The sequence below is a fragment of the Brevundimonas goettingensis genome, from assembly GCF_017487405.1.
Classification (GTDB): Bacteria; Pseudomonadota; Alphaproteobacteria; order Caulobacterales; family Caulobacteraceae; genus Brevundimonas; species Brevundimonas goettingensis.
In genome coordinates this window covers 1,263,320-1,275,424 of the sequence record NZ_CP062222.1, presented here as the reverse complement: position 1 = coordinate 1,275,424, position 12,105 = coordinate 1,263,320, and the positions used below count along the sequence as shown (strand labels likewise).

Here is a 12,105-nt window from a genome sequence, read left to right as displayed (position 1 = left end):
GCTCTCAGAACATGTTCAAGGCCAGCTTGGCCTCGTCGCTCATCTTGGAGGAATCCCACGGCGGGTCGAATACCAGATTGGCCTTGGCCGACTTCACGCCGTCCACCTTGGTCACCGCATCCTCGACCCAGCCCGGCATCTCGCCGGCCACCGGACATCCGGGCGCCGTCAGGGTCATGTCGATGATCACGTCGCGGTCGTCATTGACGTCGACCTTGTAGATCAGGCCCAGCTCATAGATGTCGACCGGGATTTCCGGGTCATAGACGGTCTTCAGCGCCTCGATCAGGTCGTCGGTCAGCTTGTTCAGCTCGGCCTGCGACAGGGCGCTCTTCTGGGGCTCGTCCCAGGCGGCGGCGAAGGCGTCGGTTTCGGGGGTCGTCTGGTCGGTCATCACACAAAGAACTCGCGCGCCTTGATCAGCGCATCCACGAAGGCATCCGTATCCTCCACGGTGTTATATAGGGCGAAGCTGGCGCGGGTGCTCGAGGTCACGCCCATTCTTTTCGCCAGCGGCTCGGCGCAGTGCAGGCCCGCGCGCACGGCGACGCCGTAGCGGTCCATGATCTGGGCGATGTCGTGGGCGTGGGCGTCGGCGACGGTGAAGGCGAGGATCGCCCCCTTCCCTTCGGCCTGCCCCAGAATCCGCAGCCAGTTCAGCCCCTCCAGCCGCGAGACCGCGTGCTGATACAGGGCGTGCTCATGCGCCGCGATCGCCGCCCGGTCGAAGCCCGACAGCCACTCCAGCGCCGCGCCCAGGCCGATGGCCTCGATGATCGGCGGGGTGCCGGCCTCGAACCGGTGCGGCGGCTTGGCGTATCTAATCCGATCCTTTTCGACCGTCTCGATCATCTCGCCCCCGCCCTGATAGGGCGGCAGGCTCTCCAGCGCCCCGGCGGTCCCGTACAGGGCGCCGATGCCGGTCGGGGCATAGAGTTTGTGGCCCGTGACCACATAGAAGTCGCAGCCGATGGCCTGAACGTCGGGCGCGGCATGCACCGCCCCCTGACAGCCGTCGATCAGGACGCGAGCGCCTGCGGCATGGGCCAGTCGGGTGATCTCGGCGACCGGATTGATGGTCCCCAGCACGTTCGACATATGGGTGACCGCGACCATCCGGGTCTTTGGACCCAGCAGTTCGGCATATGCGGCCATGTCCAGCGAACCGTCGGCCAGCACCGGGATCCACTTCAGCACCGCCCCGCGCCGCTCGCGCAGCAGATGCCAGGGCACGATGTTGGAGTGGTGCTCCATCTCCGAGACGATGATCTCGTCACCGGGCTCAATGGACAGGCCGATGCCGTTGGCCACCAGATTGATCGCCTCGGTCCCGCCCTTGGTCCAGGCGATGGTCTCCGGGCTCGGCGCGTTCAGATATCGCGCCACGGTCTCGCGCGCCGCCTCGAAGGCGTCGGTCGCCTCGTTCGACAGGGTGTGCAGGCCGCGGTGGACGTTGGCGTAACTGCCCTCCATCTGCGCGACCAGATTGTCGATCACCGCCCGCGGCTTCTGGGCCGAGGCGGCGTTGTCCAGATAGACCAGCGGCTTGCCGTTCACCGTCCGCGACAGGATCGGGAACTGGGCGCGCGCGGCGTAGGGGTCAAAAGCAGCCATAACTAGAGGCGTTCCGTCAGCCATGACCGGACCACCTCCCGCGCCTGCTCGTGTTCGATCCGGTCCACGACCTCGATCAGGAAGGCTTGGGTCAGCAGCGCCCGGGCCTCCTCCAGCGGAATGCCGCGCTGCTGCATGTAGAACAGGGCGCTCTCATCCAGATTGCCGACCGTATTGCCGTGGGCGCACTGGACGTCGTCGGCATAGATGATCAGCTCGGGCTTGGCGTCGATCTCGGCCCGCTCGCCCAGGATCAGGGCATGGTGGCCCATCCGCGCATCGGTGCCGTCGGCGCCGCGCTCGACGACGATCTTGCCCTGGAAGACGCCGCGCGCCGTGTCGCGCACCACCCCCTTGGTCACCTGGCTCGTCTGGCCGTCGGCGGCCAGGTGATCGACGACCGAGGTCAGGTCCGTGTGCCGCGCCCCGGTCAGGGCATAGAGGCCGTCCAGACGCACATCGGCGCCCTCGGCCCCGTGGGCGACATGGGTCTCCAGCCGCTGCAGCTTCGCGCCGGTGGCCACGATGGTCTGGCGATAGAGGCCGCCTGGGGCGACTTTGACCTGGGCCTCGGTCACCGAGATGGCGTCCTCCGGCTCCTCGACCAGGACGATGCGGGTCACCTCGGCGGTTGGGGCCACGTCGATGGTCAGGCGGTTGTGGGCCACATAGCCGCCGCCGCGACCCTCATGGGTCTCCAGCAGCAGCAGTTTCGATCCGGCCCGGGCCGCCACCTGAACCGAAGTCGCATGGCCGGTCCCGACCTGCGCCGGGTCGGTGGCATCCGAGATGAACCGCAGCCGCAGCGTCTGTTCGCCCGAGGCCACGAAGGCGTCGACGCCCACCGCCACCCCGTTGACGAAGACGATCGCCTCCCCGCCCAAGTCGAAGAAGGGCCCCGGCCCGGTCAGGACGCCGCTCGGCGACGGCTCAGGCGCTTCCTTCAGAACCCGGCGCAGGTCGCTGTATTTCCACGCCTCCGTTCGCCGCGAGGGGAAGGTGGAGGCGTCGGTGATGTCCAGCGCGGTCAAGCGGCAATCTCGGGGATGGGCGGCAGGTACTGGTCGTAGCCCTCCGCCTCCAGCTTGAGCGCCAGCTCGGGCCCACCCGAGGCCACGATCCGGCCCGCGGCCAGGACGTGCACCCGGTCGGGTTTGATATAGTCGAGCAGCCGCTGATAGTGGGTGATGACCAGCATGGAGCGGTCCGGCGAACGCAGGGCGTTTACCCCCTCCGACACGATGCGCAGGGCGTCGATGTCGAGGCCGGAATCGGTCTCGTCGAGGATCAGCAGCGACGGCTCCAGCAGGGCCATCTGCAGGATCTCCATCCGCTTCTTCTCGCCGCCCGAGAAGCCGACGTTCAGCGGCCGCTTGAGCATGTCGAAATTCATCTTCAGCGTCGCCGAGGCCGTCTTGACCAGCTTCAGGAACTCGGGCGCCGAGACCTCGACCTCGCCACGCGCGCGCTTCTGGGCGTTCAGGGCCGTGCGCACGAAGGTCATGGCCGGCACGCCGGGAATCTCGACGGGATACTGGAACGACAGGAAGACGCCCTTGGCGGCGCGCTCGGCCGGCTCCAGCGCCAGCATATCGTCGCCATTCCACTGGACCGAACCTTCGGTCGCCTCATAGCCCGGCCGGCCCGACAGGGCGTAGCCCAGCGTCGACTTGCCCGCCCCGTTCGGACCCATGATGGCATGCACCTCGCCGGCGGGCACATCGAGCGTCAGCCCCTTGAGGATCGGCTTTTCACCGACGGAGACGTGGAGGTTGTTGATCTTCAGCATGGTTCTTCTTTTACCCGACCGAGCCTTCAAGGCTGATCGCCACTAGTTTTTGCGCCTCGACGGCGAACTCCATCGGCAGCTTCTGCATGACGTCGCGGACGAAGCCGTTGACCAGCAGGGCCACCGCCTCTTCCTGGCTCAGGCCGCGCTGCTGGACGTAGAAGAGCTGATCGTCGGACAGGCGGGTCGTCGTCGCCTCGTGCTCCAGCTGGGCCGAGCCGTTGCGCGCCTCGATATAGGGCACGGTGTGGGAGCCGCAGTCCTTGCCGATGAGCAGGCTGTCGCACTGGGTGAAGTTCCGCACCCCCGTCGCCTTCGGATGCACCGAGACCAGACCGCGATAGGTCGAGTCCGACTTGCCCGCCGACACCGCCTTGGCGATGATTCGCGACTTCGAGTTCTTGCCCAGATGGATCATCTTGGTGCCGGTGTCGGCCTGCTGATGCCCGTTGGTGATGGCGATCGAATAGAACTCGCCCGAGCTCTCCTCGCCCTTCAGAATGCAGGACGGGTATTTCCAGGTCACGGCCGAGCCGGTCTCGACCTGGGTCCAGCTGACCATCGACCGGTCGCCGCGGCAGTCGGCGCGCTTGGTCACGAAGTTGTAGATGCCGCCCTTGCCGTTGGCGTCGCCCGGATACCAGTTCTGGACGGTCGAGTATTTCACCTCGGCGTCGTCCAGGGCGACGATCTCGACCACGGCCGCATGCAGCTGGTTCTCGTCGCGCATGGGGGCCGTGCAACCTTCCAGATACGAGACGTAGCTGCCCTTGTCGGCGATGATCAGGGTGCGTTCGAACTGGCCGGTCTGGCTCGCATTGATGCGGAAATAGGTCGACAGCTCCATCGGGCAGCGCACGCCCGGCGGGATGTAGACGAACGACCCGTCCGAAAAGACCGCGCTGTTCAGGGCCGCGAAATAGTTGTCCGACACCGGCACGACCGATCCCAGATACTGACGCACCAGATCAGGATATTCGCGCAAGGCCTCGGAAATCGGCATGAAAATGACGCCGACCTTGGCCAGCTCGGCCTTGAAGGTGGTGACCACGCTGACGCTGTCGAAGACGGCGTCCACGGCATATTTCGGCGCGCCCTCGACGCCGGCCAGCACCGCCTGTTCGTTCAGCGGAATGCCCAGCTTGGCATAGACGGCCAGCAGTTCGGGATCGACCTCGTCCAGCGACTTGGGCCCGTCCTTCTTCTTCGGCGCGGCGTAGTAGAACAGCGACTGGTAGTCGACCGGCTCGTATTTCACCGAGGCCCAGGTCGGCTCCTCCATGGCCTGCCAGCGCTCATAGGCGGCCAGACGCCATTCAAGCATCCACTCAGGTTCGCCCTTCTTCTCACTGATAAAGCGGACGATATCGGCGTTTAGGCCGCGCGGCGCGAACTCGGTGTCGATCTCGGAGGTGAAGCCGTGCTCGTACTTCTCCAGCGCGGCGACCGCGTCGATGGTTTCCTGAACGGCGGCCATTACGCGACCTCCTTCTTGCTACGCTCGGCGATCCGTTGGCGCTGGGCGGCATAGGCCGTCGCCCAGGTCGTCGCGAAACGGATCCAGTCATCTTCGGTGGTGGTCCAGCCGCCCGAGGCGCGCACGCCTCCAGTGGCCAGGTCGGCGCGGCCCGTTGCCAGGATGGCGCGCGAGGGTTTGGTCTTGCCCGACGAACAGGCCGACCCGCCCGAGGCCATGATCCCGGCCAGATCGAGGGTGATCACCTGCTGCGGACTGTCCCAGTCGGCGACGGCCATGAACAGGGTGTTGGGCAGCCGCTCGACTGCCCCGCCAATGATCACGGCGCCGGCGGCGGTGACCGTCTTCTCGGCCGCGTCGCGCCAAGGCTTGTGCGTCTCGACATGGGGCAGGTCACGCAGGGCGCATTCCGCCGCCACGCCGAAGCCCGCCACGCCCGCGACATTCTCGGTGCCGCCGCGCATGCCGCGCTCCTGACCGGCGCCGTGGACCACGGCGACCGCCGACCGGCCCGCGCCCATGATCAGAGCGCCCACGCCTTGGGGCCCGCCCAGCTTGTGCGCCGAAAGGGTCAGGCTGTCGGCGCCGAGGCTACGCATATCGACCGGGATCTTGCCCGCCGACTGGACCGCATCGACATGCAGCCAGCCGCCGGCCTCGCGCACGATCCGGGCGGCCGCGGCGATGGGCTGGAGGACCCCGCTCTCATTGTTCGCGTGATGGATGGCCACCACCGCCTTGCCGGGCAGGCGCAGCAGCTCCGACAGCTTGCCCAGCTGGATCACGCCGTTGGTATCCACCGGCAGCATCTTCACCGGCTTGCCGGAGGCCACCGCGGCTTCGAGGATGCAGGGATGCTCGGTCGAGCTGACGATCAGCCGCTCGCAGCCGGCGGCCAGGGCGCTGGCCAGACCCTGACCGTTGGATTCCGTGCCGCCGGACGAGAAGATCACCGCCGTCGGATCGGCGCCGACCAGGGCCGCCACCTGGGCCCGCGCCGTCTCGATCCGCGCCCGCGCCTTGCGGCCCAGGGCATGCACCGCCGAGGCGTTGCCGCCCTCGGCCAGGATGGCGGTCATGACCTCCAGCACTTCCGGCCGGATCAGGCCCGAAGCGTTGTAGTCGAGGTAGACGCTCATGCGGCCTCCTCCACGACGATGACGGCTTCCGCCTCAGCCGCCCGGCGCCGCGCGCCCGTGCGGTTCATCACCACGTCTTCCAGCGAGACGCCGGCCAGATAGCGGTGGATCTCGTCGCCGAGATCTTCCCACAGATTGTGGGTGATGCAGCGCTCGCCGGCCATCATGCAGCCCTTGGGCGAGGAATGGCCGACGCAGCGGGTCGCGCGGATCGGCTCATCGACCGCCAGGACGATGTCGGCGACCACGGTCTCATCCGCCCCCCTGGCCAGCCGATAGCCGCCGCCGGGACCGCGCACGCTCATGACCAGCCCGCCCTTCCTCAGTCGGGCGAACAGCTGTTCCAGATAACTCAATGAAATCTCTTGGCGCTGCGCGATCTCGGCCAGCGAAACCGCGCGCGCGGCGCCGTCATCCGCACGGCTGTTCTTCGCCAGATCGGCCATCGCCATCACGGCGTATCGTCCCTTGGTCGACAGACGCATTCGCACCCTCAAAATTCTCGCGCTTTTCGGGGGTCCTGTGCTAAGACCCGCGCCTTCTGCAAGGCGGCGGCGCGCACGGGGGACTTAGAAAGTCCTACCGCAGCGGTCAAGTATTCATGCCGCCGAAACGACATATGTGAACGGATTCCAGAGCCTCATGCCTGAAGTCATCCTGCCCGGCGCCTCCGGTCGTATCGAAGGTCGCTATTCCCCGGGCAAGCGCGCCAATGCTCCGATCGCCCTGATCCTGCACCCGCACCCCAAGGCCGGCGGCCATATGAACAACCCGGTCGCGGTGACGCTGTACCAGCTGTTCGTGAAGCGTGGCTTCGCGACCCTGCGCTACAATTCGCGCGGCGTGGGCAAGTCCCAGGGCGAGTTCGATTCGGGCATCGGCGAGCTGGCCGACGCCGCCACCGCCCTCGACTGGCTCCAGGCCAACAACCCCGCCGCCACCCAGACCTGGGTCGCCGGCTATCAATTCGGCGCCTATATCGGCATGCAGCTTCTGATGCGCCGGCCCGAGACCGACGGCTTCATCTCCGTCTCGCCGCCGTCGAACATGTACGACTTCTCCTTCCTCGCCCCCTGCCCGGCCTCGGGCCTGTTCCTGCACGGGACGGCGGACAGCATCGTGCCGCCGGTCGAGGTCGAGCGCGTGGTCAACAAGCTGCGCACCCAGAAGGGCATCGTCATCGACTATGAGCTGGAGGACGGCGCCAGCCACTTCTGGCAAAACCACATGGACGCCGTCGACCGCCGCGTCGGCGCCTATCTGGACAAGCGCCTGGAAGAAAAGCCGGCCTGATCAGTCCTCCTCGCAGGACGGGTAGCCGGCGAACAGGGCCTCGTATTCCTTGAGCGTCCGGTGGAAGCCCATGGCCGCCCGGCGCTCTTCCGCGTGCTCCGGATCTTCGAGGGCGTCGTAGTCGACGACGAATTTGCCGCCCTTGCAGGTCATCTGGGTGCCGTAGCGCTGCGGCCGTCCCTCAGCGACCGCCAGCCGGTCGTACATCAGGCCGTAGGACTGCCCCTCGACCTCGCCGGTAGCGACCAGCGGCTCCAGCACCGGCAGGAAGCGCCGCCAGAGATCGACATCCGAATGCTGGATGATCAGGAAGGCCGTACTGGCTGGTCCGTCGCCGTAGACGGATTTGTAGAACCACCCCTCGGGCGGCAACATCTCCAGCAAAGCCTTCTGGTTGGACTCGTCCACCGCGCCGATGGCGGTCCACATCGCCGCCATCGCCGGCTGGCGTTGATCGGGCGGCAGGGTGGTGAAATCGATATCCGTCGCGGCGGCCCGGGTCTGCTGGTCCAGCCTGTACATGCGCAGGAACCGCTCATTGATGTCGGCGGGCGGCGGCAGGGCGGCCTGCCGGGCCTGTTCGGTCGTGATTCCGTCCAGGACCGGTGCGATCAGTTGCCTTGCTTCAGGGCTCAGGGTCGGCGCCGGGGCCGGAGGCAGCGACAGGCCCGACGGCGCCCCCGTCTGAAACGTCAGCACCGCCGCCAATACCAGACCGATCATCCGCCCCTCCGCACCGCTACAGGCTGAGCAGGAGACCGACGGATTGTGTCGGGGATGGGACATCGCCCGCTGAAAGACCTGCGGTATAGAAGGCCTTGGGGAGACGACTCAGATGATCAACAGACTGGCTGCCGCCCTGTTCGGGCTCGCGTCCATGCTGGCCGCGGCGCCGGCCATGGCGGAACACTACGACTACGGCCTGCGCGACTTCTGCGCCGACCGGCCGGGCAAGGGCACGCCGACCTGTATCCTCGACCAGGGTCACTGGCAGGTCGAACTGGGCCTCTTCGACGGCGGCTGGCAGAAGACCGACGACTTCAAGGTCGAGAGCCTCGCCTATGGCGACACCTTCATCCGCTACGGCGTCGACGGACAGAACGAGATCCAGTCGGCGTCACCCCCTACAGCCGTGAAAAGGTCACCGACCGCGCCACGGTCGACAGCGAGATCGCCGATGGCATCGGCGACATCTCGATCGGCGTCCGCCATTCCCTGGCCCGTCCGGACGGCAGCGGGCTGTCGGCGGCCATCGTCGGCTTCATCACCGCCCCGACCGGCTCGCGCGACGTGGGAGACGACGGCTTCGAGGGCGGGATCGTCCTGCCCGTCTCCGTGGCGCTGAACGACGACTGGTCGCTGAGCCTGTCGCCCGAGATCGACGTCGCCGCCGACAGCGACGGCGACGGCCGCCACGCCGCGTACACAATAGTGGCGGGCATCGGGCGCGGCTTCGGCGAATGGGCCCTGGGCGCCGAGATCTGGGTCAGTCGCGACGACGACCCGGTCGAGGCCTCGACCCAGTCGACCTTCGACCTGACCGCCGTCTGGACCCCGCCGATGCTGGCCGACAGCCAGCTCGACGTCGGCCTGAATTTCGGTCTGAACGACGACAGCCCCGACGTGGAGTTCGGCGTCGGCCTGGCGCGGCGGTTCTAGCCCGTCATCGGGCTGAGCGGCGTTGGGTCAGCATACCGGCCCGGTCCAACAGGCTGATACTCCGCGTCTTTCAGGCGAATGGGAGCATTCGGCTTGGCACGCCTCAAAACCGGGTTAGACTCCCAGTCCCCGGTCTTTGACATCACCGCCGCGCCCGCACTCGAGTGCAAGCCGAGTGCAAACCCTTCTCGCGATATAGATCGTTAGACTTCAGGAATTTACGCACCAAACCTGAACTTCATCATTCAAAAATGCACCTTTTGCACTCGCCTTTTTCGGAGTGCAAACCCTACCGCTCGGCCTCCAGCTCCGGCCCATGCGCCCGCACGCTGAGCAGGACGCTGGCGACCATCAGGACCACGGCCAGCCCCTCCAGCAGGCTCGGGCCGCGCCGGGCCAAGAGGAAGCCATAGGCCAGGGCGAACAGAGTCTCGAAGACGATCATCTGGCCCATCAGGGTCATGGGCAGCAGCCGGCTGGCGCGGTTCCAGAAGGCGTTGCCGACGATGGAGGCGCCGAAGGCCACGGCCGCCGAGACACCGACGAACAGGCCCCAATCGCCAATGGCCCACTGCGGCGGATCGAACAGCACCAGCACCGCCAAGCCCAGCGACAGGCCTCCTGTCACCACCCCGGTCAGCAGCGACCAGTCGTGGGCCGAGACGTCCGGCAGCCGGTCAAGCCAGCGGCTGTTGAATACCGCATAGGCCGACCAGGACACCAGGGCCGCGACCGCGCAGCCGAGACCCATCAGGCTGGTCCACAGGGGCCGCGCCCCCTCCCCGCCTGCCTCTCCTTGCGAGGCTTCATGCCCGATCAGGACCACGGCGATGACCGCCAGCACCAACGCCGGAGCGATCCGCTTCAGCGGCGCGGCGCCCGGCTCGCGCAGCCCCCACAGGGCCACCACCACCGGCACCATCCCGACGATCAGGGCGCTGGCCGAGACCCCGGCCCAGTGCACGGCGACGACCAGCAGGGCGTAGTAGAGCAGGTTCCCCAGCACGCTCAGCAGCACCAGCGCCCGCCAGGCCTCGCCGGTCAGCAGGGCCGTCAGCCGCCGCCAGCGCGGGGCGACCAGCATCGCCGCGATCAGCCCGTAGGCGATGTAGCGCCCGGCCGCCATCAGGGCCGGAGAGGCGTCCGGCGTGGCCTTGGGCGCCAGGAAGACCATGCCCCACATGGCCCCGGCCCCGACGCCGCACGCGACGCCCAGCCACCGGTTGGACAGGCCGCTCAATAGAGCAGGCCGCTCAATAGAGCAGGCCCCTCAATAGAGCAGGAAGGGCTTCCGCGCCTCTTCCCAGGCCGCCTCGTCCGGCAGGGTCAGGGCGTCCAGATCGGCGGCCGTGGCCTCCCGATCGTCGACCCATTCCCGCAGGGCCGGGCTGCCGTTGATGGTGTCGATCGGCAGCTTGCCGAAGGCGTACTCATAGGGGAAGTCGCGCCACAGATCGTAGTCCGGATAGAGGTTGCGCACCGCCTTGAAGGCCAGGGCCTGGACCCGCCAGGGCTTGAAGGCGGCATGGTCATAGTGGGGGTCGTCGACGTGGATCTGGACCCCGTTGCAGAGCTGGCCGACGTGCTTGTGGAAGGTCGGCTGGAACCAGCAGTCGCGCAGGACACAGCCCTTCAGCCACTCGGGCGCCAGCCGCTGCATCTCGGCGATGACATCGCGGGCCACGATGTCGGGCGCCCCGAACAGCTCCAGCGGACGGGTCGTGCCTCGCCCCTCCGACAGGGTCGCCCCCTCCAGCATGACAGTGCCGGCATAGGCCCGGACCATGGAGACATTGGGGGCGTTGGGGCTGGGGTTGATCCAGCTGCGCTGACTCAGCGGCCAGCCGTAGCCGGGCCCCTGCTCGGGCTCCCAGCCCTCCATCTCGATGACGCGGTAGTCCACCTTCAGCCCGAAGTGGTCGATAAACCACAGGCCCATCTCGCCCAGGGTCATGCCGTGCCGCATCGGCATGGGCCCGGCCCCGACGAAGCTCTCCCAGCCCGGCCGCAGCGTCAGCCCCTCGACCGGCCGCCCGGCCGGGTTGGGCCGGTCCAGCACCCAGACCGTCTTGCCGTGCTCGGCCGCGGCCTCCAGCACGTACAGCAGGGTCGTCACGAAGGTGTAGATGCGGCAGCCCACATCCTGCAGGTCGATCAGGATGACGTCGAAGGTGGTCATCGACTGGCCCGAGGGCCGGCGCACCTCCCCGTACAGGCTGAAGACGGGGATGCCGTGGACCGGATCGGTCTCGTCCGGCGTCTCCATCATATTGTCCTGCAGGTCGCCCTTCATCCCGTGCTGCGGCCCGAAGGCGGCCGTCAGCTTGATCCCCGGCAGGGCCGCCAGGGCGTCGATGGAGTGGGTCAGGTCCGCCGTCACCGACGCCGGATGCGCCAGCAACGCCACGCGCCGCCCCTTCAGCTCGGCCTGAAGGGCGGGGTCGGACAGCAGGCGGTCGATGCCGAACTTCATGGGTGCTCCAGGGCGGGCGAGATCAGCGCGAACGAGTCCGCATGGTGGAAGTCGGGCATATCCGAGGGATGGGTCAGGGCCCAATAGGTTTTGGAACCGTCAGTGCCCTCGATCACGGCCGACAGGCCGATCGCCTCGATGTGCGGCCAGTCGCTCCACGGGATCATGGCCGTCAGCTCGAACCCGTCGTCCTTCGGGATCACCCGGATGTCGGGGGCGGACACAGAGAAGTTGCGCATGCCGGCGCGGTAGCCGGAGAAGGCATAGGCGGCCCAGTCGCCTGACGGGGACAGGTTGAACTCGACATAGTCGTCGAGACGCCGCCGGGCGAAGACCTCGCAGCAGGTGCGCATCCAGAGCTCGTCGCGACGCTCAGGCGCCTTCCCCGCCGGCAGGAAGACGCCGCCTGCGAAGCCCGAGGCCCGGAAGGTCACGTAGACGTACGACCGGCCCTCCCAATCGACCTCGACGTTGATGTTGCCAAGGCCTGCGGCGGTCGTGCCGGGATGCGGAAGCAGCGTGCGTTCAAGGACCATCCCTCTTCGATAGCGTGCGCCGCCCGGACGTCAAACGCTTGACCGTCCGGCGGCCTTCATCCTAGCCTGCGGAGATGTTCGCACGCCTCGCCCGCACCGGCCTCTATTACCGCTCACTGAGCTAG

General features: G+C 67.4%; 13 protein-coding genes. 2 read left to right on the top strand and 11 right to left on the bottom strand.

Annotated features, from left to right (window positions below; translation table 11 throughout):
- Positions 1-4 precede the first annotated feature (4 nt).
- From IFJ75_RS06315 to IFJ75_RS06285, 7 genes are read right to left on the bottom strand one after another with little or no spacing between them, the layout of a single operon-like run.
- On the bottom strand, positions 5-394 hold the full coding sequence (locus tag IFJ75_RS06315) for an SUF system Fe-S cluster assembly protein (RefSeq protein ID WP_207931762.1): 390 nt from the start codon (positions 392-394) through the stop codon (positions 5-7).
- On the bottom strand, positions 394-1,614 hold the full coding sequence (locus IFJ75_RS06310) for an aminotransferase class V-fold PLP-dependent enzyme (protein WP_225897021.1): 1,221 nt from the start codon (positions 1,612-1,614) through the stop codon (positions 394-396). The genes IFJ75_RS06315 and IFJ75_RS06310 overlap by 1 nt, the downstream gene beginning before the upstream one ends.
- Before the next feature lie 2 nt (positions 1,615-1,616).
- Entirely contained in the window at positions 1,617-2,645 is a 1,029-nt protein-coding gene (gene sufD, locus IFJ75_RS06305; RefSeq protein ID WP_207931760.1) for a Fe-S cluster assembly protein SufD, read from the bottom strand.
- A complete protein-coding gene (gene sufC / locus IFJ75_RS06300) occupies positions 2,642-3,403 on the bottom strand; it encodes a Fe-S cluster assembly ATPase SufC (RefSeq protein ID WP_207931759.1) in 762 nt (253 codons plus the stop codon). The genes sufD and sufC overlap by 4 nt, the downstream gene beginning before the upstream one ends.
- A 10-nt stretch (positions 3,404-3,413) precedes the next feature.
- A complete protein-coding gene (gene sufB / locus IFJ75_RS06295; protein ID WP_207931758.1) occupies positions 3,414-4,880 on the bottom strand; it encodes a Fe-S cluster assembly protein SufB in 1,467 nt (488 codons plus the stop codon).
- Positions 4,880-6,019: a cysteine desulfurase family protein gene (locus tag IFJ75_RS06290; RefSeq protein WP_207931757.1), complete on the bottom strand. Its 1,140-nt coding sequence runs from the start codon at positions 6,017-6,019 to the stop codon at positions 4,880-4,882. Before IFJ75_RS06290 ends, sufB begins: the two co-directional genes overlap by 1 nt.
- The gene (locus IFJ75_RS06285; RefSeq protein ID WP_207931756.1) at positions 6,016-6,504 is read right to left on the bottom strand and encodes an Rrf2 family transcriptional regulator; all 489 of its coding nucleotides are present in this window, start codon (positions 6,502-6,504) and stop codon (positions 6,016-6,018) included. The genes IFJ75_RS06290 and IFJ75_RS06285 overlap by 4 nt, the downstream gene beginning before the upstream one ends.
- 157 nt (positions 6,505-6,661) lie before the next feature.
- On the opposite strand from IFJ75_RS06285, the gene IFJ75_RS06280 reads away from it, so the two are divergent.
- Positions 6,662-7,312 (top strand): alpha/beta hydrolase, encoded by a 651-nt coding sequence (locus tag IFJ75_RS06280; RefSeq protein ID WP_207931755.1) that lies wholly within the window; start codon positions 6,662-6,664, stop codon positions 7,310-7,312.
- Here the strand turns inward: IFJ75_RS06280 and IFJ75_RS06275 are convergent, their stop codons facing one another.
- Positions 7,313-8,035: a DUF6624 domain-containing protein gene (locus IFJ75_RS06275; protein WP_207931754.1), complete on the bottom strand. Its 723-nt coding sequence runs from the start codon at positions 8,033-8,035 to the stop codon at positions 7,313-7,315.
- A gap of 54 nt (positions 8,036-8,089) precedes the next feature.
- Between IFJ75_RS06275 and IFJ75_RS06270 the strand changes: the two genes are divergently transcribed.
- Entirely contained in the window at positions 8,090-8,971 is an 882-nt protein-coding gene (locus IFJ75_RS06270; protein WP_207931753.1) for a transporter, read from the top strand.
- 289 nt (positions 8,972-9,260) lie between these two features.
- On the opposite strand, the gene IFJ75_RS06265 is transcribed toward IFJ75_RS06270, so the two are convergent.
- Genes IFJ75_RS06265 through IFJ75_RS06255 form a run of 3 tightly spaced genes read right to left on the bottom strand, consistent with a single transcriptional unit; the run spans position 9,261 to position 11,980 of the window.
- Positions 9,261-10,211, bottom strand: coding sequence for a DMT family transporter (locus tag IFJ75_RS06265; RefSeq protein ID WP_225897020.1), 951 nt, complete (start codon positions 10,209-10,211; stop codon positions 9,261-9,263).
- Between the two features lie 30 nt (positions 10,212-10,241).
- Positions 10,242-11,444, bottom strand: a complete 1,203-nt coding sequence (locus IFJ75_RS06260) for an exo-beta-N-acetylmuramidase NamZ family protein (RefSeq protein ID WP_207931752.1) — start codon at positions 11,442-11,444, stop codon at positions 10,242-10,244.
- On the bottom strand, positions 11,441-11,980 hold the full coding sequence (locus IFJ75_RS06255) for a DOMON-like domain-containing protein (protein ID WP_207931751.1): 540 nt from the start codon (positions 11,978-11,980) through the stop codon (positions 11,441-11,443). The genes IFJ75_RS06260 and IFJ75_RS06255 overlap by 4 nt, the downstream gene beginning before the upstream one ends.
- Positions 11,981-12,105 lie beyond the last annotated feature (125 nt).